Genomic DNA, 21,769 nt, shown 5'->3' with positions numbered 1-21,769 from the left:
TGGAGGGCTTTATAGTAATGAATACACTGTCTTATGGACTTCTAGCTTTACTTAGCGCTAACTCATTGTCTGGATATGAATTAACTCAGAATATCAAGCCGCTCTGGCGTGCTGGACATAGTCAAATCTACCCTCTATTAATGAGCATGGAGCAGCAAGGTTATATCACCTTTAAGCTCATTGAACAGACCGATAAACCGGATAAAAAAGAATACTCCATTACGAAAGCAGGACTGGAGCAATTGCGGCAATGGGTGGAAACTACTGCAGAGCCTCCGGTGCTACGGGATGAGCTGCATTTTAAGCTGTATAGCTTATGGCTATCCAACCCGGAAGAAGCCAAGGACCTATTGCTAAAACGTGCAGAGTTTTGTAAAAGTGAGCTGGAGCGATACAAGGTTTTGCTCAAAGCAAACGAAGTCTTGCGTGATGAACGCGGTGAGACTCGTGAGTTAAAAGCCACCACTTTTGGACGTTATTTACTGATCCGCAAACGTGTGCTTGATATGGAGAGCTCTATACAATTCTGCGAATGGGCACTTGAAGAGCTTGAGTCGAATCAATAACATTATAAACAAGCAAAAAAGAGACCTCATTTTGTATCGGAAGTCTCTTTTTACTTACATTTATTCGGATTTAGATAAATTCAATAGTTGCACCTCGCAACGAGTACCCGCTCCAGGCTGACTCATCATTCGAATCTTGCCTCCATGCAATTCCACCAGCTTTTTAACAATGGAAAGTCCCAGACCTGAACCTCCGTATTGTCTTGAACGTGATTTCTCTACCCGGTAGAAACGTTCGAAGATATAGGGAAGCTCTTCCTCAGGAATACCTATTCCTGTATCTTCAACTATTAGAGTTGCAGCATCCGCTGTAAATTCCACATGAACAATAATCTCGCCTTCATCCGTATAACGAATTGCATTTTCCAGAAGGTTCATTATAATCTGTTCCATACGTTTTTGATCTCCACGGATCATATACGCATCTCCGCTAAGCTGAAGCTTCAGCTGTAACCCCTTCTCTTTTGCTTTCAGTTCAACTCTGCGCACGGCTTGTTCCGTTAGCTGACTGAGATCGATCCACTCTTGGGTAAGTGTAACCTTTCCTTCCTCCATCTTTGCCAGTTCAAATAAATCATCCACCAGATGCTGGAGCCGATGTGCTTCCTGATGAATGATATCCAAGTATAGATCCCTTTCCCCCTCGGTCTCGTAAAGCCCATCTTTTATAACCTTGGTGTACCCCTCCAAATATGTAATGGGCGTTCTCAGCTCATGTGAGATATTTGCCAGAAATTCCTGCCTTGTATCCCTGTATCGTTGCAGATCGACAGCCAGATCATTTATGGCCTCTGCCAAAAAACCAATCTCATCGTTACTACGTATAGACAGTCTCGTTTCCAACTCGCCAGCCGCGATTTTCCGGGTTGCCTTTTGCATCTTGATCAGAGGTCTGGACAAAATCATGGCGATCACACCAGTGATCCCTAAAGCCAATATAAAAGCCCCTATTCCTGCAATCAGCAGCAGGTTCCGGATGGAAGCCAAAGATTGCTTCATACTCTCTGTAGAGGACATTACATAAAGTGCAGACTGAGTTGTATCCCCCTCCATTATTGGTTTTCCAATGATAAAATAAGAATATCCAGCAGGATCTTTATACTCAAAATCAACACTTTTCCCAGCGAAAATCCGGCTAACATCCGAAGCTTGGATGAATGAACGATCCATACGATCATGTGCACCCGAGTGGAGTATCACATGGCCATCCTTCGAGATATTAAAGATACTGACATCCGAAAATTCTGCAAAGGTACTCATCATCTGCTCGTTTGAACTATCCTGCGATTCCGCCATTCCAATAAAATGTGAGGTGAGTTCCTCCGTCTCTTTTTGCATCTCGTTGTAATAGAAGCTTGTAAACATCCGGTCTATAGTAATTCCAAGAACAAGCAAAACAACCACAAAAACAGACATAATAACAAAACCGAGCTTAAGTCCGATGATGTTATTTCTCATACCTGATTACCGGGAGCATGAAATTTATAACCTAATCCCCACACCGTCTGAACCGGATTATAGGCTAGGCCTGCTTTATGTAGTTTCTCGCGGATATTCTTAATATGAGTGTCAATAACACGATTCTCCCCCTCATAATTATTCCCCCATAATCGCTCCACCAGTTCTTCTCTCGTAAAAACCCGGGTAGTGTTTTGCGCCAAAGTGGCCAGTAGATCAAACTCCTTGAGCGTGAATTCAATGGATGTATCCTGAATATGTACCTCCCTAGCTTCTGGGTATATTTTAAAATCAGGGTATGTGAGCACCTTTTCCTGAGGTTGTTGAACAAAAGTAAGTGTTGAACGCCGCAGCAGAGAATAAATCCTAGCCACTAATTCTTCCGGCTCAAACGGTTTAGTAAGATAATCATCTGCACCTATACCGAGACCACGTACCTTATCCTTGGTTTCAGAACGTGCGGTTAGCATTAGAATTGGGATAGAGCTTGACTCCCTCACCAGCTTGCAGACCTGCCAGCCATCCATATCCGGCATCATCACATCCAGCAAGATTAGGTCAAAGCTATGTTGTTTCAACAGTTGGAGTGCCTCATGACCCGTTGACGCCTCTTTTGTAGACATCCCTTCTTTACTTAAATAAATCCGCAATAAATTCCGCATGTTCCACTCATCATCTACGATCAGTATCTGTAGCTTATTCAAGCCGTTCACCCTCTTTACGACCTAGTTCTTCTCATTATACAAAAAAAACACAGAACAAGCCGACATCATCCCTAAATGATGCCAGCCTCTGATGATGGTTAGTGACCGGAATGCGGATTGCCTCCTGCAGCAGGCGAGATTTCTAGCATGTCATCGATTTCACTTTGTGCTCGCTCATTTATTGTAAGGTTATCCCCACTTATCCAAGCATGATTGTAAGGACCTTCTGCTGGTGAATCTTGAAATTTAGGTTGAAGCTCCATCATATACTCCATTACTGAATCTGGCAGCCCGTCTTTTTCCGTAAAAATAAGCGGCGCATGTTTCCCCAAATGAGAAAAAGGCGCAGCGGCGATAGCGAGCATCGTTGAATCCGTGGTTAACAAAGACAGGTTATGACCGGGTGTATTGATTCCCCAGCCGAATCCGTTATTGGCATCCTTAAAACTTGCAAAAGCTATAGCGTTCTTAAAAACATCTTCTCCAGCTATACGGAGAACTGTTCCGTATTCTTTTAATTGCTTTTCTACATCTGCTGAGACAATGTCTTCTGGTCCTAGGATGTAAATGGTTGCGCTACCTCCACGTTCTTTTAAAGCCTCGACCGTTGAGTTAGGAATTTCGTCTTTGGTTACAAAGAGAAGAGGTTCAGGCATATGTGCGATCCAATTCACTGCTGGCAACGTGTACTCAGGGCTATCCATAGAACCAATAATGACCGACTTTGGAAGTTCACCCGCTGCTTTGGCGTAATAAGTATCTATAGCCTGAGCTACTGCCGCTGGCTCATCCCCTTCTATCCGGTCTACTTTTAAATCAATGGCCTTTAATTGTTGTTCGACATTGGATGCCATAGGCCCAACAAGCACTACCTGAACCCCTTTATTGCCTTCAGCACCTATTGGATTCAGTCGCTTAAGTTCAGCGAGAGTAACCTCAGGAACCCCTTCTTTTGTAGTATACAGTACAGGCCCATTACTGGGATGATGAATCAAATCTGCACTAACTGCGGCGATCTGCCAATTACTCACATCCGTCAAAACTACACTTGAAGGTCTATTATTCTTTGTTTGCGCAGTCCATAAAGTCTGAGAAACTAACACTGCGGCTTGAATCGGATCTGAAGTGTTAATACGAGTAGTATTCTTCGTAGCTATCCATGGTTGCTCCACCGTTGCAGAACTAGCTTGCGAATTAACCTTAGATGGAACATTATTGCCTGATTGGCAGCTTGTTAACACTGTACTCAAAAGCAAACTAACGGCAACAAATGGTATGATTTTTTTCATCCTAAACCCTCCTGTGTGATGTTCTCGCTTGATTTAGAGTAGTTTAGTCTACAAATGTGTGGAAAGTATGTAGAATTTAAAATAAATAAAATTTGTATATAATGCAAAAAGAGCATCCCGTAAGCCATGAATGACTCAGGATGCTCTTGGTTTAAAGTTTTTTCAACACTTACCAGTGTTTAGCGATAAAAGTATCCCGACCGGATTGCTCCCGATCTTCTTTGTAGTGCTTGGGATTCTTATGATGATAATCCTGATGATACTCTTCTGCACGATAAAAAGTTGGCGCCGGAAGAATTTCCGTAACGACTGGACCGGAGAATCTGCCACTGACCGCAACCTGTTCCTTCGAGGCAAGAGCTGCTAAACGCTGTTCTTCATTATAATAGAAGATCGCTGTCCGGTACTGAGTTCCTCGATCCTGGAATTGCCCACCATCATCGGTAGGGTCAATCTGAGGCCAATATAATTCAAGCAGCTTCTCGTATGAAAAAAGCGCTGGATCAAACGTAATCTGCACAACCTCGTAATGCCACGTTGTTCCGGTTTTGACTTCTTCGTAGGTTGGATTCTCAGTTAACCCTCCCGCATATCCCGATACAATTCCATGAATGCCTGGTAATTCCTCAAACGGTGTCACCATGCACCAAAAACATCCGCCTGCAAACATCGCTTGTTCCATATGATCAAATCTCTCCCTATCTATCTTCATCTAATAAATAATATATGCTATGACGATAAAGCCAAAAGATCATAAAGTCAATGGAAGTCCGAAGCACCATTAGAATTCAATTCTCCAAAACGTTATAATATAACAACAACAGAAGTAGAAAGGAATGCGCTATGAGAAAAAATCGTTTAGGACAATCCGATTTGTATGTAAGTGAAATAGGACTTGGCTGTATGTCTTTGGGTACGGATGAGGCGAAAGCCATTTCCATTGTTCATGAAGCACTCGATCAAGGAATCAATTTTGTTGATACAGCAGATCTTTATGATGAGGGCCGTAATGAAGAGATTATTGGCCAAGCCATTCGTCAACATCGACAGGATGTAATCCTGACCACAAAAGTTGGCAACCGCAGAATTCCCGGCCAAGATGGCTGGAGCTGGGATCCTTCAAAAGCCTATATTAAAAATGCAGTCAAAGATAGTCTCAAACGGCTGCAAACCGATTACATCGATCTATACCAGCTGCATGGCGGCACTATTGAAGATCCAATTGACGAAACGATTGAAGCTTTAGAAGAACTTAAGCAAGAGGGTCTTATCCGCTATTATGGGATCTCTTCTATTCGTCCTAATGTAATTAGAGAATATGTGAAAAAATCAAATATCGTAAGTGTTATGAGCCAATATAGCATTTTAGATCGACGTCCTGAGGAAGAAATCCTTCCTCTACTAGCTAAGCATGGAATTAGCATGATCGCACGCGGGCCTTTAGCAGGGGGCATACTGTCAGAGCGTGGTCGCAGCAAGGCGGAGAAGAATTACTTAGATTACAGTAGTGAGGAACTTCTGAATTTACATGATCAGCTTTCGCAGGAAACTAGTGACTCTCGCAATCTTGCACAAACAGCGCTTCATTATCCACTAGCCAATCCATCTGTAGCCGTTATTATTCCTGGGGCAAGCAGTCTGGAGCAATTAAAAAGCAATGTAATGGCTGCTGATGTAGCTCCACTCACTTCGGAGGAACTTGCAGACATTCAGCGGATAAGCAAAGCAAATCGTTACAAGCTTCATGTATAGATTAGTCACTTTCGTTAAAAACAATGAGGTGTCCATAGCCATACAATGGCTGTTGGGCACCCCCTCCTTTTTGAAGCTACCTGATCGCTGATCTAATCCTTAAACTTGGTTTAATTAAGTACTAATCACACTTATGAATCGCACTATAGGACACAGTTGACCTTATACGCTACTTTTTCCTATATTAAGGGTGCTCGCGGACTCCATAGCCGCTATGAGCATGATAATCACCATATATCACCCTCTATTTAAGGAATAGCAGCACTGGAGTCCGAAATCATGCTCCAACGCCTAAATATATACAAATAACGTCATCTGGGTCCGAAAGTATTCAAGTCACTCCGCGTGACACATCCAGCCTGCCATAATTCCAGTAGAATAAAATCGAGTGATTCTTGTGAAGCCTGATTCTTTCAATAACTCTTCAATTTGTTTTTCAGGAAGGAAAGAAATTTTTGTAATATTGCTACTTACATTATCAAACGCTTCGGGAGATTCATACCCTGCAACCCAAAAGCTTTTCCATACGTTTATTCTGTCGTGGAGTTCAGGATCATCCAAATCTCCATATGCACTTACGAGAACAAATGGAGCACCCGGTTTCAGATTATCCTTTATGGAGCGAAGCAATTTCAATTTTTCTTGAACATCATGGATGAAATGAAGGACCAAAATACAACTTGCCACATCGAACTTTGAGTCCTGCTGAGGAAGATCATCGATTGTACCAGGAATCAGACTGACACGGCTCTCTAGGCCCAGTTCATCTATCTTTAATCTCGCAATCTTAAGCATATCTTCCGAAGGATCCACTCCAGTAAATGTCCAGTTTGGGTTAGATGGCCCCCATGCCGAAAATTCATTTCCTCCCCCCGCACCGACCACGAGCATAGATACAGGGATGTCACCTAATTCGAAGCGAAAATAAGATTGGATCATCGAAAATAATGAATCATAAGAGGGAATCGAAATATGAGTGGTTTTTTCATAGGTTGCCCTCTTGGCATTTAATTTTTGCTCTTCAGTCATTGTAATCATCCTCCATTGTTTTAAACTTCATATTTTAGTATCAAAACCCACATTAAAGTCATTACGGATTTATATTGTCTCTAATAACCCCGAAAAAAGAACGGATCTTTACTCCGTCTTCATCGTTTTTGCCAAATCTGCAATTTTCGTGTTCTCTAAGTACTGCTCCATCTGTCGCTCAGCGTCAATCACAACCTGTTGAATCAGACATTCACTTCCGTGATCTAGACTGCATTCAAAAAAGGAAGCCGTTCCTTCGATTGCATGGATAATATCCAAAAAAGAGATTTCTTCCGACTTGCGTCTGAGACGATAACCACCATTAGCACCAGGTGCAGATTGAATCAATCCAGCCTTCACTAGCTTAGTCATCATTTTGGACAGATAGGTTTGGGAAACACCTAGCTTCTCAGCAAGCAATTGAACACCCACCGGCTTATCAGACGCCACCGTCACCATATAGAGCATTGCATGAAGTGCATAATCTGTCGCTTGGGAATATTTCATTCAGCACCTCCATTAACGACTTTAGAAATCTATGATAACTCTAACATAGCTAAAAGGCAAGTTTGTTCGCTTTTTAAAAGAGAAGAAGCTCAAGAACCTTTGTCCCAAGCTGGCTCATTTTTCCCTTCAAAAGTAACGATAAAAACCGGAGTTTTATTTAGATGTTTTGCTGTTGCAGCGTATTATTTTTTCCAGAGCATGTTCTGAAAATAATTCAAAATTAGGGTTAGTCATTAATAAATACTCAGCCTTAATATTCTTAACTGTGACCATCCGAATGAACTCCCCTCAACTAATTGGAGTATACTCACCATTAAACTCAAATTCATAGTCATTAGCGATACGGATATAGCCATATACGCAATGCCAGCGATCTCTGTAGAAAACACTGGAATAATTCTGATTATCCCTATTTCCTTCAGCAACTAAGATCTCCTTGTCATCGCATGCTAAAACAATACCTGTATGATCGTGAGGGTCATTAGTTAGCAATTTTTCATAAATCACAATATCACCACGTTGAGGAGTAAACCCCTCTTGCCCGTCAAAATAAAAAAATGCGGTCTCAGGTAGTTGCGCCCACTCTAACCAAGCCCCTACGCCAGCTAATCGAAAATCAGCATTCGGATATCGAATCGGCAGCAGAAATCCAGCTTGCATACAGCAGTAATATACAAATGCTGCGCACCAATTGTTTTGTAATACTTTATAAATCGCTTGGTCAGGCCAATATTTACAGATTTCTCGATATCGTTCGTTTCCTGGTATTCCAACAATGTTTTCTTTTCCAAATGCTTCAGCAATAGTAGCTAACTTACCTCGTTTATCCGTAGGCTGGAGAACTTCAGCCCCGCTACTGTAATCTATCTCTTCCAAAAAATCCTCTGGAATCGTCATTTCACGAAGTACATTCCGAAGTCTAGTATTGTCCTGAGGCATTAAGATACAATTCCTATTCTGCAAGTGTAATTGTAGAACTTGAGCATCCTTTAGAATCTCTTCATAGGGACCCTGAACTTTATTTCTGTCCCCTTGATGGAAGATCGCCTTTAGAATTTGAGTCAGCTCTTCTTTGGTAAACATATTCAAGTCTCTTAATAAAGGCCTTATGGTATCTGCACTGTTGGGACCTGGAAATTCCTTGACTCCGGTTTTGAAGAAATAATAATTATGAAGCAGTCCTATAATGGCTGCCAATTCCTGATTTTGTTCTCTTTTCATGGCAAGCAATGAAGCGAAACTAGACACTCCGTACAGGTGAACACACGCTTCCTGTTTCCGTTGTTCGCTACCTATAGACATGATCATTTCTTGAACCAGCACACGCACACTATCGAGGCGCTGGTTCACTTTTGTTATCAGGCGTTGAGTCACTGGAAACCTTCCCTTCCGTTACTACTCAGCTGTAATAATATTAAAGCAAATAACTCACATATTTATTTTTATCAATTCATTCCCTAAAGACTACCTTTTTCTGTCCATCCTTGACGAACTCCACACCAAAATAATCGGTATTACCGTCCGCCCCGAATTCAGCGATCCGAGCATCAGGCTTACTCTCAAAATAAATGTGATGTCTAATATTAGATCTTGGTAACAAGGTGATTTCTTGCGGCTGAACCTCTGCGAATGACCAGATCCCTTGAGGATTAACATACTCTCGAAAAATTGGACGAATCTTAATGGTTTCATTTTGCCCGCCATAGTTGATTAGCCTGATTCTACATTGGACCTGCACAATATCCTCTTGAGTACCGTACATACAGTGCGAATCTTTTTCCAGAAAATCCACAACTCCAATTCCATCATTGTTCATATTCACAAGATAATACAATCGTTCTGTTAGAAATGGATACAAATAATAAAAAATGATAAAAAAAAGAATAACCGTTCTGCCTACATATTTTTTATAGCGCTGCTTAAAGTGCATTATAGTTAAATTCCCACTGAAAATTAACAAAATGATCCCGAATATTGCTGAATAATGTAAACCATGGTTTGTCGCAGGTTCGCTCCAAGGTGGAATTCCAATAGTTCTGAAGAGGTAATCCCCAAACATAGTCCCCTGATGTGTGATTCCCACAAAAACTAAAGAAAACAGCAAAAATAAAACAGCTATCCAACCTTTACCCTTGGTCATTTCATCCCTCCCAACCAATAACAGTTATGTCTTCTCTATCCTCTAAGGAAAGATTCCTATGCATATGCAGTTCAATTTTTTTACCGCTAAAACTCAAAGTGTAATCAACTACGTAAGGGGTTTCAATGTAATATACCGTGAGGATTAATTTGGAATCATCATATTGCCAGCTTGCAGATGTACAAACTTCCTGCTCACTAAGGGATAAGTCTTTAATAAATAAACTTTTTACATGGGTAGGCCTTGAAAAATCGAACGGAAATTCATCTAAATGATCGTCGTAAAGTAAAGAAAAACTAAGGTGCTCTTCTTCAATCTTCAGTGTTAATTCTTTGATTTTATGCTTATTATCTTCAAAGATATAAATTCCACTGTACGATCTATAATCTACTTTAACAATCCTGTTTACTAAGGAGGTAAAGGTAGGAGGTTTAATAATGTTAGATGCAACCGTTGGCCAATCAAGGTTCAGTAAATTTGCATATATGATATCTAAAAAATCCTGTAACTTCTTCATCTCGGTAAAACTTGAAGTTGAAGCAATCACAATCTCTTGACTCGGATCAATGAAACACAATTGACCAAAAGCTCCATTCCCCATCTTACATCCATTCCTGCACATAAAGAACTGATAACCATATCCGTTTGACCAGTCGGGCTTATTTTGTCCCCAACGATTATCGCTTTGTTCATTTAGCGCCAGCTTTAAATAATCTTCAGAAACAATTCTACGACTATTGTAAACCCCTTGATTGAGGAGCATCTGGCCAAATTTCGCGATTCCATCTGTTGGTATGCTTAGTCCCATTCCACCAGCAACAATTCCTAACGGGCAAGTCTCCCATTCCGGTCTTTCTATGTCCAACGGGGCAAATAATCTTGGCATTAGAAAATCAACAAGATTTTCTCCAGTCGTTTTTTCGATAATAGCCGAAACCATATAAGTGGCGTGTGTATTGTAATTGTAATAACTTCCCGGTTCATCTTCTACGTCCAAAGCTAAAAAGGCACGAACCCAATCATTTTGCTTGGCTATCGCACCATATATATTATTGTTATGTCCTGTATTCATGGAAAGAAGATGATGTATCGTCATCTTCTCTAAATTAGGTGAAATTGAGCTAGGAAGCTGATCCGGGAAAAAAGAAACCACTTTATCCGTTAATTCAAAATAACCCTTATCCCATGCTATGCCTGCTGCAATAGATGTAAAGCTCTTACTTAGAGAAAATAAAACCTGGGGAACGTTTTTGCGGTACGGTTGACGATAAAACTCGGTAATAACTTCTCCCTTACGCAATAGCATAAAAGTATTAACCGGTAAATCAGATCGTTCAAGTTCTTCATAAAACTTAGACAGCGCTTGGGTCAAATTCTCTGGATTATCCATTTAAACCTCGCTTGTCGTTATATTTTTGAGTTTTCTAATAATCTCAGGTGGAGTGCTAAGTCTCGTGTCAGGTCTCCTCCATTTGTTCATTTAGACGGCAACCTTCTCATACTTAACCTAAAGACTTGTTATACCAAAAATAATCTTCAACGATTTACGACTCTTCTTACATATTTTCAAGCCTTGTTTTAAGTCTAGAATGATTACAGTTTTGCCAATCCAAATCCTTAAATATAATGAGCGGAACTTTACCGGTTTCACTATGCCTTTTTCTTCATATTCCGTTCCATCCTCTAACTCCGTTTCAGTTCTAATAAGCCATGTATTGCCGAGACCAAATTCGATATACTTCAGAATCTATCTCCCCCCGTACATGAGCTGCTTTTATTGCTCAATAGTTTTTATAAGATAAAGGCAGAGATCATCGTCCACACAAACATGTGCCCCAGGCTCAACAGGCTTATTATCGTACATGATTCCCCGCCCATCAGGGATAAAACCACGCTTTATATACATCCGTTGTGCGGTTCCATAGTCAGCGTATAATCCAAATCCAATACCAATAGTATTAGATATAGTAAAAGCATCTTTTTCAAGAGCTTCAATTAATACACTTCCTACCCCACGTTTCCTAAATGGCGGGATGACGTCAAAGTTTTGAATTTCAGGTATATTATTCTCTGCAAAATAAGGATATTCCGACCTGTATACCACATGTCCCCATCCAACAAACTCATTTTCACAAAAAGCTAAAAGTGTAACTCGCTTTTCATTTTGATTTTCTTGCCAACAACGTTGGACATAATCAAGAGGTTGGCTTACGTCATGCTCAGATAACCCCATATGTATAATATCAATATCGTTTTGTGTCATTCGACGGATTTGTAAAGGTAAGGCCATAATATAATTTCCTCCTAACTTATTAAATGAGTCCATTCCTATATTAACATACTAATTAGGATTAATCTGGTAAAAAACAATTATTGTTAAACGAACCTGTCAGATAAAAGAACAGGCTGCCGAATATACCGGCAGCCTGTTCTGATTTTGTTATTTTTTTATTTCTTTAAAGTAAAAGTCATATAATTGATCAATAGATGAACTGGAAAAGATAGACGTGGCTTGTTCAATTTTCTCACGTTTCCAATCGAACCAGCGCATTTCCTTTAACTTTTCGATTTCTTGATCTGTAAACCGTTGCTTGATCACTTTAGCAGGATTGCCGCCTACTATCGTATACGGTGGGACATCCTTTACAACAACTGATCCTGCCGCAACAATAGCACCTTCGCCTATTTTCACACCGGGCATAATCATTGCATTCATCCCAATCCAGGCATCACTAGCAATGATTGTATCCCCTTTGGATTCGTAAGAGTTTGCAATCTGGTCTACAAAAGGATACACGGTAATCCATTCAGGATGATGATTGTGATTCCCACCCATGAGAATAATTACACCACTAGCAATACAAACATAATTTCCTATAATCAATTTATCTAAATCCCAGCCATAATCTTCACTGGGATTAAACAACTTTCTTGATTGTTCATCACCCCAAAGGTATCTGACACACCCATCTTCAAAATCAAGATTATCGTAATAACCAGAGTAGTAAGAGTACTCTCCTACCTCTATCATTGGGTTGGTGACAATATCCTTTAAATACTTAGTTTCAGACCAGTGGCTAAACTGATGTTGTTTCATTTTCTTTCCCTCGCTTCTAAGTAATGTAATTCATTTATACTTAGAAGCTTGATGCAGTAGCGACATTCTTAAACCTTTTCAAACGACGAACCATCGTCCTCATCCTTTTCCTAATTGATGCCGTCATTGTAACAAACGAATGATTTATTCGTCAAATCAACCGTATTGTCCGAACTCAGCTCAATTATGAATTTATCGGATTACGGCTAGCCTTAACATGTTTAAGCTGGGCAACTATAATGACGCTAATGATCACTAGAAGGAACCACGAACTGATCTTACTGAAACTAACCAGTTGCCACGTTTGATATTGATCAGGATATTTCCATGCATTAAAAAATGTAGCGATATTTTCAGCTAACCAGATAAAAAATCCTACAATAAAAAAGGCCAGTGTCAAGGGCATTCGATAGGTAACCGTCCGTACCCTATAAATGATCCATGTTTTCCAGAAGACAACAACCACAAGCGCTGTCAGCCACCAACGAAAATCAGGAATGAAATGATGTGTGAAAAAATTTAAATAGATGGCTCCTCCCAACAATCCCGCTGAAGCAAGCCCCGGCCAACCGGTCATATCCATTTTCAATCTTCGCCATATCTGGCACATAAAGCTTGCGACACTTGCATACATAAATCCACTATATAGGGGTACACCAAACACCTTCGTAAACCCTGGCTCAGGGTATGCCCATGAACCCATCTTTACCTTATAGATTTCCAGCAATAAACCAATAACGTGGAACACACAGATTACTTTTATTTCATCCAGTGTCTCTAATCCAGTACGGTACATGAGGTACTGCACTGTAAGCAGTATTAGAAGAATAGCATCATAACGGTAAAGAAAAGGCATTTCTATTATGTTAGAAAGAGCTAAAGTCCCAAAAATCGCAACAGGAAATATGCAACTCATCGCCTGATGATATCCGAAATGCAGTAATTGTGTTATTGACTTCATTCTTATGTTTCCTCATCATTTTTGTATTCTAATAGATCTCCAGGCTGACATTCCAATGCCTTACAAATTGCCTCTAACGTTGATAATCGCACCGCTTTTGCTTTTCCATTTTTCAAAATAGAAAGGTTAGCCATTGTTATTCCAACTCTCTCCGAAAGCTCAGTAACACTCATTTTTCTTTTAGCCAGCATCACGTCAATATTAATTATAATCGCCATTGTTTTCACCTCAGACAGTTAAGTCATTTTCTGATTTTATATCAATAGCTTCTTTTAAAAGCTTTTGTAGAACTGCAGCAAAAACGGCAATCACCATGGAGGCAAAAATGATAATCAAGCCGATGACTATAATCCCTGGGGCATCATCTTTCTCCGCCATGAGGTAAAAGAGTGGCATACCAACTACATACAAGCAACTGATGATGATTGCACAATATTTTATTTTCTTTAAAACCTGTACAGACATTTCCGAGAAAGCATTGTTCTTGTCAATATAGCCTAACAGTTTAAAAGCTTGATACAGTGCAAAGTAAAAAGGTATAGCCGAGGCATACAAATCAATGGCAATGAGATATTTCAATAAACTATAATCCGGATACAGTTCTGCTGCGAAACTCGCTATTTCCGGCACCACAAATATGCACAAAGCAAGCACCGGGATACCAATAAGAATAACCGCTGCCCTTAAAAAAAGTGTTGATCCTCTTTCCATAATAAACACACCTCACAGATTTATTGTGAATTGAATTTATCATATTATTTATCGTTTTACAATATATTTTAATCGATATACAGTTATTATTGGTTGTTTTATAACTTTCGACTAAAAAGCCGAGCTAATTGACTTTTGAAGTCACTAGCTCGGCTTATTTCACCTTTTCATATCTCTTTATCTCTATTTTTCTATTCTACAAGTAATCCTAATACTGACCGAGATCGATAAAATTCAAATCCATGTTAGCTTCATCTTCAGCCTGATTTGTAACCTCTGTTGATACTGCTTTTCCTTCGTATTCAAGGTTACCGCTTGTCAAATTGAATACATACAGACGATTACCTTTGAAGTACTTATTACCCATATTCTTATAACCCACAATATAGAGATAGTCTTGTTTAAAATCATAGGTAATGTTTTCACTTAAATCTATATTTGTATTCTTCAGAGTAGTCTCATATTCTTTACTCACGAGATCGTAAGAAATAACAGTAAATCCTATATTCTCCTTACCCGATACAGCTTTTTGCAGGAAATAAATTTTCTGTCCATACGCATTCATAATATTATTCAATAACATTTCATGCCCTTGGAACGCGAGCGGCGAGATTTGTCCTGTTGCAACATCTACTTGATATGCCTTTTTATGATTATCTTTACTAACCGTTAAAATCCATTGATCCGAGTGATCCAGATTTTGATTGGCTAACCTAACGAATTGATTATCCCCATTTGCTGCTTCAGATTTAGCTCCTGGTAATACGAGCGGCTCATTCGTAATCTCCTTTGTTGTTAGATTAACACGGATAATCTGCGGTTCAGTTACATAACCTTTGGCGCCGTGATTCAAAAACACCATTGCAACAAGCTCTTGATCAACAAGCTGTACATTTTGTACATAGATATCTGAAATATCATGATCAACATTGATATCGGATCTGATTTCCTGCGTATTATCCTTTTGCTTATTAAGCACAGAAATACTGAGTCTAGCATTTTTCTTCGCTGATGGATCATTTGATTGCTGCTTATCTACGGTCCAATTCACGTAAGCAAGCATATCCTGATTTTCATAGAACCCAGCTAAGTTCTTCTTCCCACGCATGAACTGACGATGCTGATCCCTCCATTTATCCAATTGTGTGTTCACTGGTCTTCGGTTTAAGCTTTGGCTGATCGTTAACTTTTCATCTGGATAATCTGTACCATTTGTAGTGATATTAGCTCGTTTGATGCCAAAAACACTATCCTTAGTCAGATAATTTCCGTATAAGGCTATACCTTCAACGAGGGAAGCATCCCCTTGAACCATCGTCAGCTTATAATTAGGTAGTGTCTCTTGTGAGGCCTGTACATAATACGTCCCGATTGTAACAACCGAGAACACTACAAGAACGGCGGTAACCATATATTTTCTCATTCCTTAACCTCCATACCCCTTCAATTATACCGATATTTTCTTACGCAATAGATATAAACTGTACCAAAGCGAACCTCCAGCAATAATCACTATTAATCCGAGACAAACACCCATGATCTCTCCGGGATAGAAGTAGCTATCATATCTGCTATAACCCATAAGATAGGGTATTGAGGCTAATCCAGCCAGAACCGCTAAGTATAATATGATAAAGCCGATCCCTTTCAGTCTGTAGCTCCGCTCCATTAGAATCGCTGTGAACAAGACGATCAAGCCCGTAATGCCCAGTCCATAATATAGAACAAACTCAGAAAAGTAGGGCGGAACCAGAACTTTAAGCACAGTAGGATACTTCAAATAATCAAATACCGAGATGTTCCGATATAGTTCAGCAGGAAGAATCGACTGTGCTATCAAACGCTCCAGTGGCACAAGCACAATTTGCAGGGCAACAAGTCCAAATGCGAATAGCAAGATCGTAACCAGCTTGGCAAAATACAAATTCGACCGATTGGATGGCAAGGTGAGCAGGCGATATACTATCGTATTTTTACCTCTCCAGTCACGGTACCAGATGAAGCAGCTATATATTAGCAACACTGTTATGCTCAAAAATATGGGTCCGAAATATAGAAGTCCATTATAGCGAGCATACAGCATACTGTTTAGCTGAATATATCCAGTCACATTGTGATATTGCTCAAGCGTCCACTGATTCACTCTCATTGCCTCATTCGCAGAATCCAGCCAATGATTAGCACCGATGGTGACTGCTGCAAGCTGCAAGGCAACTGTCAGCACCATGAGTCCAATATATATTTTGGCAAATCGGTTCATTTCAAAATTCAATAGCTTCACAAAAGCTCTCATTTCATGTACACCTCTCTCATTACGTCCGTAATGGACTTACCTTCCTGCTCGCGAACTTCTTCACAGTAGAATTCACGTTCTACCTTCCCGTGCTGTAGCAAGACCGCTTTATCAATTAAATGCTCAATATCGTTAATTTCATGAGTTGTAATAATCACACCACGATCCTCGATCAATTCACTCGTGAACACATCAGTAATTTGCTCGCGGCTGAACATATCAATTCCCGAGAACGGCTCGTCCATTAGAATGTAATCACAATCCAAGGCAAGTCCCAGCAACAAATTCACCTTCGCAGCCATCCCTTTCGACAATGAGGATACGCGATCTGAAGAGCTCAGTCGGAAGAACTTAAGCATTTCCTTTGCACGTTCAGCGTTCCAATTCCGATAAAAGTCAGCCATAAAGCTCAAGCAATCAGCAATTCGCATATTAGAGGGCATCGTTAACGAATCTGGTATGAAAGTCATTTTCTCATACATCGCAGGTGTTAGTGATACATTATCGATTAAGACTTCCCCTTTGAATGGTGTCAGTCCCATGATGGACTTCAGCACTGTTGACTTCCCGGCACCATTGATTCCGATCAGGCAGGTAATCTCTCCCTTGGCAGCAGTGAAGCTAACGCCATTTAGTACCTTCTTGAATCCATAATTCTTCACCATCTGATTCACTTGGATCATCTTGTGTCACCACCCTCTGGAGATAACTTGCGCTCGGATGTATATTTTGTCTTTATGATCTCTACCAGTTCTTCAACTGGAATTTGAATATTCTGAATGGAGCTGATGAATATATCCACTGCACTTTCGATTAATTCAGCTCGAATCGAGTTTAGGATTTGCTGATCCTGTGTAATTCGGCTCGGGGAATTCCCTTCTGTTACGATCAAACCCTGTTCCTCCATTTCCTTATATGCCTTCTGCGCCGTGTTCGCATTAATCTTCATTACTGATGCCAGTTCACGCCGTGAAGGAATTTTGTCTCCCGCTCCGATTTGCCCTGTGGCGATCTGTTCCTTGAAATGACGCACAACTTGAATATATACCGGCTCACGAATATTAAAGCTGACGCCTGATTTCTGTTCTTCTGTCATACAACCAACTCCATATACTAAGTGTGTGTACTAAGTGGTTCATACATCTCATTTATGTACTATACGTGTAATACACTTTTGTGTCAATAGTTCAGATTTGAGCAAAAAAAAACTGCCTCTCGGCAGCTCCTTTATTACTAAAACACCTTTTGATTAAAAACATGTTCTTTTCCACCTAAACCCAGTGTATCTGCTGTTGTAGTGTGAATTTTCTGCAGAAGCACGGGATTATCCATTAGTGACAAACCATAAGAAGGAATCATTTCTTTAATTTTGGGTTCCCATTCTTTTATATATTGAGGGAAACATTTGTTAAGCACTTCAAGCATCACGTGAACAGCCGTAGAAGCTCCAGGGGAAGCCCCTAACAATGCGGCGACCGAACCATCAGCGGCACTAATAACCTCCGTACCAAATTGAAGTGTGCCTTTGCCAGCTTCTGTATCTTTGATAACTTGCACACGCTGACCAGCTACAACAAGATCCCAATCTTCAATTTTGGCATTGGGGATAAACTCTTTCAGTTCTTCCAGACGTTTTTCTTTCGATAACAGCACTTGTTCGATCAGGTATTTTGTTAATGACATATTTTTAGCACCTGCCGACAGCATTGTTATGAGGTTATCCGGTTTCACAGAAGTTATTAAATCAAACATTGAGCCCGTTTTTAAAAATTTAGGTGAGAAGCCGGCAAATGGTCCAAATAGCAGTGATTTTTTATTGTCGATAAATCTTGTGTCTAAGTGCGGTACGGACATTGGAGGGGCTCCAACTTTAGCTTTGCCGTATACTTTGGCATGATGCTGCGCAATAACTTCCGGATTATTACACACCATAAAAATACCGCTTACTGGGAATCCACCAATATGTTTCCCTTCAGGAATACCGGATTTCTGCAGTAAGTGCAGGCTTCCTCCCCCGCCACCAATAAACACAAATTTCGCTGTATGTTGTTCAATGTTACCGCTGGCATTTCTGATTTTTAGATCCCATAAGCCAGCACTGTTGCGCTTCATACTATTGACACTATGTTTGTAGTGGAGATCGACGTTTTTACTCTTTAAATGCTCAAATAAGATACGCGTTAAAGCACCAAAGTTAACATCCGTTCCAGAGTCAATTTTTGTAGCCGCAATGGATTCGTTCGCAGGACGATTTTGTATAATAAGCGGAATCCATTCCATCAGTTTTTTAGAGTCAGCGGAAAATTCCATCCCTTGGAATAAAGGATTTTTTGAGAGCGCTTCAAATCTTTTCTTTAAAAAAGCTATATCCTTCTCCCCTTGCACCAAACTCATATGAGGTAACGGCATAATAAAGTCCTGGGGAGTATGTATCAGCTTGCGATTTACAAGATAAGACCAAAACTGCATCGAAAGCTGAAACTGTTCATTAATCTGAATAGCTTTGCTAATATCTATAGATCCGTCTGGCTTTTCAACAGTATAATTAAGCTCACAGAGCGCCGCATGCCCGGTTCCTGCATTATTCCATTCATTAGAGCTTTCTTCCCCTGCTTTTTCAAGCTTTTCAAATACTTTAATTTTCCATTCCGGTACTAATTCCTTCAAAAGTGTTCCTAAAGTCGCACTCATGATTCCGGCACCAATTAAAATGACGTCTGTATCAGTTGCACTTTTGCCCATTATTACCATCCTTATCCCCTGAATTTTGCAGAAAGGATGTGGGCGCTCCTTCTTAGGCGTCACACCTTTTCTGTATCAATTATAACCTTATCATGGTGTATTACAATTATTTATAAATTTAATATCTACTATTATATGAAAAAAATAAAATATTTAAAAGCTTGTAAAAAAGATAGAAATAAGTCCTCAAGATTTATGGAACAAAAAAAGGCTGCATCATGCCCTGTTCTCATTGTAGACAATTCCGTTTTGATAGCCCATCCCCACTATTGTTTTTTGAATTTCCTGATCTACTTTTCTTTTAAAAGTTGCAAACTCTAATGTGGTTAAGCCGATTGGAAGCTCTTGTTCTATAAATGAATCAAAATCGATCGCCGTTTTGAAAATACGAAGCTTGTGCAGAAAAGGTAATTGCTCCATTCCCGTCAAATGAGCCAATGTTTTGCAATTCATAATCGTTAGCTCTTCCAGTGCCTTCATCTGCTGATCAAAGTTAATCTCACGTAGCTGGATTTGATCTTCAATCACAAGCTTTTTTAACGCACGAAAAACCGAAATATTACTCAGGTCATGAAAGCCACGGACTCTACAAATTTCCAGGCTCTCGATTTCATTTTCTTCGATGTCCTGAATATGTTCTCTGCCTCCAAGTAAAATACGTAGGTCTTTCAATTTCTTTAGCCGATTAATAAAATGTAAGGGTTTGTTGCTGATGGAGTGCAGCGCGAGATAGGTAAGATCCTCCAGATCTCCAATAGCATCAAGGTTTTTAACCTTACCTATAACATGCAACTGTTCTAAACGGGAGAATTCTTTTAGGTATTCCAGATTAAGCATCTTTTTCTCCGAGCTAATATTTAAAATACTTAGAGACCGTAACGTATCTATACTCAGAATTTCCGGATTTTCAAGCTCATATATCCCCACGCTCAGACTATACAGGTTATTCAGCTTAGCCAATACGTTCGTGTTATGTGCCTGGTGAAGACAATTCAGCAGCAGCATTTTAACATTTGGAATCTGCAGGAGTGTCTCACAATCAAAGGATACAGAATAGTGGCCATAAAAACGCACTCCAAAATTTTCATCAAAACGCGCGCAAAGCTCATTTACTTCATCCAGAATCGAACCATAGGTCGATGGATCAGAGAACTGGACAATAACTTGGTTGCCGCTGTACAAGTCTTGCTGAATCTGAACTGGATCTAGTGAAATAGGATCATTGATCAGAATCCTTCTTTTCCATGTAACACTCATTCCTAATCCCTCCTACTTGCCGTTAATCATCAGTGTATATTTATTGTAAATCTACGAATTACTTACCCAAGAACATAATTACATAAATCAACCCCATGGACAAGCTACCAAGGAAGGTTACAGGTTATTTAGAGTTTCGTTGATTTAGGAGGATTGAGTACAAGTGTTTTACATTAAAATACAATAAGCTGTATCATTCGTAGATTACTCTACTTTTGATACAGCTTATTTATTATTTATTCAGCCTTCTGCAATGAACTATAAATCCCCGCCACCAACTCCAGCGCTTTTATCCCTTCAGCACCATCCAACCAAAACTTTTGGCCCCTGGCTACATGCTCATAGAAGTCCTCAATCAGTCTCTTATGCCCGGTGCCCCAATAGGATTTACCTTCCGTGGCACTGAAACTAGGCTCGCACAGCAAGGTTTCCTTTCCATCCTTCCAAAGATACAAATGATCTCTGCGGAGGTTGATAGTACCCTTTTCAAAAACTAGCTCCAGCTCCACTGGAGAATTCTCCAGATAGGTATTTGTACCATAAAAAAGCCCTCTGACATTACTAGTGAAATCGATGCAGGCATGGGCGGTATCTTCTACCTCTATGACCCCATTTAGCACATCCGTGGTAATACTCCCTTTCACCGATGCCACCTCTCCACCAAACCACTGAAGTAAATCCAGTGTATGAATGGTTTGGTTAATTAGCAGACCTCCACCTTCCGTAGACCAGCGTCCTCTCCAGTTACTATCGCTATAATAACTTTCGCTACGGTGCCAGGTCACGATTCCTTTCATACAGAGCAGCTTCCCATATATTCCTGAGTCAATCACCTGCTTAATATACATCGAGGCATCATTATAACGGTTCTGAAACACCACACCAAGCTGACCTGTGCTTTGCTGTGCGGCTTCAAGTATTCGTCTGGCTGAAGGAAGATCTGCCGCCATAGGCTTTTCGGTAAGGACATGTTTTCCTGCTTGTAACAACTCCGTAGCCATCTCTGCATGTAAATAATGAGGCGTACAGAGATGTACAACATGAATACGGTCATCCTTTAAAATTTCTCTATAATCATTAGTGGCTTGGCAGTCATATTCATTAGACGTCTGCAATGCTTTATCAGCATCAATATCTGCAACCGCAAGTAGTCTCACACCATCGATGCCTGTTAATGTTTTTGCATGAAGAGGGAAAATGGCTCCGCATCCAATAATGGCTGCTCCAAGTTCTTTCATCTATATTACCCTCCGTTCATCATTC

General features: G+C 40.2%; 24 protein-coding genes. 2 read left to right on the top strand and 22 right to left on the bottom strand.

Annotation, left to right across the window (positions count from 1 at the left end; translation table 11 throughout):
- Positions 1-17 precede the first annotated feature (17 nt).
- Complete coding sequence (locus tag MKY14_RS05180; protein WP_076308547.1) at positions 18-566, top strand: PadR family transcriptional regulator; 549 nt, start codon at positions 18-20, stop codon at positions 564-566.
- A 60-nt stretch (positions 567-626) separates the two neighbouring features.
- Here the strand turns inward: MKY14_RS05180 and MKY14_RS05175 are convergent, their stop codons facing one another.
- The 4 genes from MKY14_RS05175 to msrA all read right to left on the bottom strand — a co-directional run bounded on the left by MKY14_RS05175 (position 627) and on the right by msrA (position 4,699).
- Positions 627-2,024 (bottom strand): sensor histidine kinase, encoded by a 1,398-nt coding sequence (locus tag MKY14_RS05175; RefSeq protein WP_340975919.1) that lies wholly within the window; start codon positions 2,022-2,024, stop codon positions 627-629.
- Entirely contained in the window at positions 2,021-2,728 is a 708-nt protein-coding gene (locus MKY14_RS05170) for a response regulator transcription factor (RefSeq protein ID WP_175620041.1), read from the bottom strand. The genes MKY14_RS05175 and MKY14_RS05170 overlap by 4 nt, the downstream gene beginning before the upstream one ends.
- Positions 2,729-2,826: 98 nt before the next feature.
- Positions 2,827-4,017, bottom strand: coding sequence for an ArsR family transcriptional regulator (locus MKY14_RS05165; RefSeq protein ID WP_076302007.1), 1,191 nt, complete (start codon positions 4,015-4,017; stop codon positions 2,827-2,829).
- A 169-nt stretch (positions 4,018-4,186) separates the two neighbouring features.
- Positions 4,187-4,699 carry a peptide-methionine (S)-S-oxide reductase MsrA gene (msrA, locus tag MKY14_RS05160; RefSeq protein WP_340975918.1) on the bottom strand — a complete coding sequence of 171 codons (513 nt, stop codon included), beginning with the start codon at positions 4,697-4,699 and terminating at the stop codon, positions 4,187-4,189.
- 161 nt (positions 4,700-4,860) lie between these two features.
- Between msrA and MKY14_RS05155 the strand changes: the two genes are divergently transcribed.
- On the top strand, positions 4,861-5,769 hold the full coding sequence (locus MKY14_RS05155; protein WP_340975916.1) for an aldo/keto reductase: 909 nt from the start codon (positions 4,861-4,863) through the stop codon (positions 5,767-5,769).
- Positions 5,770-6,105: 336 nt separating this feature from the next.
- Here MKY14_RS05155 and MKY14_RS05150 read toward each other — a convergent pair whose 3' ends face one another.
- From MKY14_RS05150 to MKY14_RS05065, 18 genes are all read right to left on the bottom strand, one after another.
- Positions 6,106-6,798, bottom strand: a complete 693-nt coding sequence (locus MKY14_RS05150) for a class I SAM-dependent methyltransferase (protein WP_076194252.1) — start codon at positions 6,796-6,798, stop codon at positions 6,106-6,108.
- Between the two features lie 108 nt (positions 6,799-6,906).
- Entirely contained in the window at positions 6,907-7,305 is a 399-nt protein-coding gene (locus tag MKY14_RS05145; RefSeq protein WP_036678138.1) for an RrF2 family transcriptional regulator, read from the bottom strand.
- Between the two features lie 288 nt (positions 7,306-7,593).
- Complete coding sequence (locus MKY14_RS05140; protein WP_254847606.1) at positions 7,594-8,679, bottom strand: CHAP domain-containing protein; 1,086 nt, start codon at positions 8,677-8,679, stop codon at positions 7,594-7,596.
- A gap of 76 nt (positions 8,680-8,755) precedes the next feature.
- Positions 8,756-9,445 (bottom strand): hypothetical protein, encoded by a 690-nt coding sequence (locus tag MKY14_RS05135; RefSeq protein ID WP_340975915.1) that lies wholly within the window; start codon positions 9,443-9,445, stop codon positions 8,756-8,758.
- Position 9,446: 1 nt separating this feature from the next.
- Positions 9,447-10,835, bottom strand: coding sequence for a serine hydrolase domain-containing protein (locus MKY14_RS05130; protein WP_340975914.1), 1,389 nt, complete (start codon positions 10,833-10,835; stop codon positions 9,447-9,449).
- Between the two features lie 117 nt (positions 10,836-10,952).
- Positions 10,953-11,189 carry a DUF3977 family protein gene (locus MKY14_RS05125; protein WP_076194262.1) on the bottom strand — a complete coding sequence of 79 codons (237 nt, stop codon included), beginning with the start codon at positions 11,187-11,189 and terminating at the stop codon, positions 10,953-10,955.
- 30 nt (positions 11,190-11,219) lie between these two features.
- Positions 11,220-11,735: a GNAT family N-acetyltransferase gene (locus tag MKY14_RS05120; protein WP_340394238.1), complete on the bottom strand. Its 516-nt coding sequence runs from the start codon at positions 11,733-11,735 to the stop codon at positions 11,220-11,222.
- A gap of 150 nt (positions 11,736-11,885) precedes the next feature.
- Complete coding sequence (locus MKY14_RS05115) at positions 11,886-12,542, bottom strand: CatB-related O-acetyltransferase (protein ID WP_340975913.1); 657 nt, start codon at positions 12,540-12,542, stop codon at positions 11,886-11,888.
- A 184-nt stretch (positions 12,543-12,726) separates the two neighbouring features.
- Positions 12,727-13,503 (bottom strand): DUF817 domain-containing protein, encoded by a 777-nt coding sequence (locus tag MKY14_RS05110; protein ID WP_076135041.1) that lies wholly within the window; start codon positions 13,501-13,503, stop codon positions 12,727-12,729.
- A gap of 2 nt (positions 13,504-13,505) precedes the next feature.
- Positions 13,506-13,721: a helix-turn-helix domain-containing protein gene (locus MKY14_RS05105; RefSeq protein ID WP_076129351.1), complete on the bottom strand. Its 216-nt coding sequence runs from the start codon at positions 13,719-13,721 to the stop codon at positions 13,506-13,508.
- 10 nt (positions 13,722-13,731) lie between these two features.
- A complete protein-coding gene (locus tag MKY14_RS05100) occupies positions 13,732-14,214 on the bottom strand; it encodes a DUF2975 domain-containing protein (protein ID WP_038570783.1) in 483 nt (160 codons plus the stop codon).
- Positions 14,215-14,422: 208 nt separating this feature from the next.
- On the bottom strand, positions 14,423-15,637 hold the full coding sequence (locus tag MKY14_RS05095) for a hypothetical protein (protein WP_076280705.1): 1,215 nt from the start codon (positions 15,635-15,637) through the stop codon (positions 14,423-14,425).
- Positions 15,638-15,661: 24 nt separating this feature from the next.
- Entirely contained in the window at positions 15,662-16,507 is an 846-nt protein-coding gene (locus MKY14_RS05090) for a hypothetical protein (RefSeq protein ID WP_076308557.1), read from the bottom strand.
- Positions 16,504-17,190 carry an ABC transporter ATP-binding protein gene (locus MKY14_RS05085; RefSeq protein ID WP_340975912.1) on the bottom strand — a complete coding sequence of 229 codons (687 nt, stop codon included), beginning with the start codon at positions 17,188-17,190 and terminating at the stop codon, positions 16,504-16,506. The genes MKY14_RS05090 and MKY14_RS05085 overlap by 4 nt, the downstream gene beginning before the upstream one ends.
- Positions 17,187-17,603 (bottom strand): GntR family transcriptional regulator, encoded by a 417-nt coding sequence (locus MKY14_RS05080; RefSeq protein ID WP_076129346.1) that lies wholly within the window; start codon positions 17,601-17,603, stop codon positions 17,187-17,189. Before MKY14_RS05080 ends, MKY14_RS05085 begins: the two co-directional genes overlap by 4 nt.
- Positions 17,604-17,740: 137 nt before the next feature.
- Positions 17,741-19,249, bottom strand: a complete 1,509-nt coding sequence (locus MKY14_RS05075) for a malate:quinone oxidoreductase (protein WP_076129345.1) — start codon at positions 19,247-19,249, stop codon at positions 17,741-17,743.
- Between the two features lie 216 nt (positions 19,250-19,465).
- Entirely contained in the window at positions 19,466-20,506 is a 1,041-nt protein-coding gene (locus MKY14_RS05070) for a hypothetical protein (RefSeq protein WP_076194272.1), read from the bottom strand.
- Between the two features lie 236 nt (positions 20,507-20,742).
- Positions 20,743-21,744: a Gfo/Idh/MocA family protein gene (locus MKY14_RS05065; RefSeq protein ID WP_340975911.1), complete on the bottom strand. Its 1,002-nt coding sequence runs from the start codon at positions 21,742-21,744 to the stop codon at positions 20,743-20,745.
- Positions 21,745-21,769 lie beyond the last annotated feature (25 nt).

It is taken from the genome of Paenibacillus sp. FSL R5-0887, from assembly GCF_038002305.1.
Taxonomy (GTDB): domain Bacteria; phylum Bacillota; class Bacilli; order Paenibacillales; family Paenibacillaceae; genus Paenibacillus_AQ; species Paenibacillus_AQ odorifer.
Note: the sequence above shows the minus strand (reverse complement) of the source record. Positions and strands in the feature narration are given on the sequence as shown.

Excerpts from the sequence above, each read along its gene's own strand:
- MKY14_RS05180 (WP_076308547.1), top strand. The coding sequence starts at position 18 with ATGAATACACTGTCTTATGGACTTCTAGCTTTACTTAGCGCTAACTCA.
- MKY14_RS05175 (WP_340975919.1), bottom strand. The coding sequence starts at position 2,024 with ATGAGAAATAACATCATCGGACTTAAGCTCGGTTTTGTTATTATGTCT.
- MKY14_RS05165 (WP_076302007.1), bottom strand. The coding sequence starts at position 4,017 with ATGAAAAAAATCATACCATTTGTTGCCGTTAGTTTGCTTTTGAGTACA.
- msrA (WP_340975918.1), bottom strand. The coding sequence starts at position 4,699 with ATGGAACAAGCGATGTTTGCAGGCGGATGTTTTTGGTGCATGGTGACA.
- MKY14_RS05155 (WP_340975916.1), top strand. The coding sequence starts at position 4,861 with ATGAGAAAAAATCGTTTAGGACAATCCGATTTGTATGTAAGTGAAATA.
- MKY14_RS05150 (WP_076194252.1), bottom strand. The coding sequence starts at position 6,798 with ATGACTGAAGAGCAAAAATTAAATGCCAAGAGGGCAACCTATGAAAAA.
- MKY14_RS05145 (WP_036678138.1), bottom strand. The coding sequence starts at position 7,305 with ATGAAATATTCCCAAGCGACAGATTATGCACTTCATGCAATGCTCTAT.
- MKY14_RS05135 (WP_340975915.1), bottom strand. The coding sequence starts at position 9,445 with ATGACCAAGGGTAAAGGTTGGATAGCTGTTTTATTTTTGCTGTTTTCT.
- MKY14_RS05130 (WP_340975914.1), bottom strand. The coding sequence starts at position 10,835 with ATGGATAATCCAGAGAATTTGACCCAAGCGCTGTCTAAGTTTTATGAA.
- MKY14_RS05120 (WP_340394238.1), bottom strand. The coding sequence starts at position 11,735 with ATGGCCTTACCTTTACAAATCCGTCGAATGACACAAAACGATATTGAT.
- MKY14_RS05115 (WP_340975913.1), bottom strand. The coding sequence starts at position 12,542 with ATGAAACAACATCAGTTTAGCCACTGGTCTGAAACTAAGTATTTAAAG.
- MKY14_RS05110 (WP_076135041.1), bottom strand. The coding sequence starts at position 13,503 with ATGAAGTCAATAACACAATTACTGCATTTCGGATATCATCAGGCGATG.
- MKY14_RS05105 (WP_076129351.1), bottom strand. The coding sequence starts at position 13,721 with ATGGCGATTATAATTAATATTGACGTGATGCTGGCTAAAAGAAAAATG.
- MKY14_RS05100 (WP_038570783.1), bottom strand. The coding sequence starts at position 14,214 with ATGGAAAGAGGATCAACACTTTTTTTAAGGGCAGCGGTTATTCTTATT.
- MKY14_RS05095 (WP_076280705.1), bottom strand. The coding sequence starts at position 15,637 with ATGAGAAAATATATGGTTACCGCCGTTCTTGTAGTGTTCTCGGTTGTT.
- MKY14_RS05090 (WP_076308557.1), bottom strand. The coding sequence starts at position 16,507 with ATGAGAGCTTTTGTGAAGCTATTGAATTTTGAAATGAACCGATTTGCC.
- MKY14_RS05085 (WP_340975912.1), bottom strand. The coding sequence starts at position 17,190 with ATGATCCAAGTGAATCAGATGGTGAAGAATTATGGATTCAAGAAGGTA.
- MKY14_RS05080 (WP_076129346.1), bottom strand. The coding sequence starts at position 17,603 with ATGACAGAAGAACAGAAATCAGGCGTCAGCTTTAATATTCGTGAGCCG.
- MKY14_RS05075 (WP_076129345.1), bottom strand. The coding sequence starts at position 19,249 with ATGGGCAAAAGTGCAACTGATACAGACGTCATTTTAATTGGTGCCGGA.
- MKY14_RS05070 (WP_076194272.1), bottom strand. The coding sequence starts at position 20,506 with ATGAGTGTTACATGGAAAAGAAGGATTCTGATCAATGATCCTATTTCA.
- MKY14_RS05065 (WP_340975911.1), bottom strand. The coding sequence starts at position 21,744 with ATGAAAGAACTTGGAGCAGCCATTATTGGATGCGGAGCCATTTTCCCT.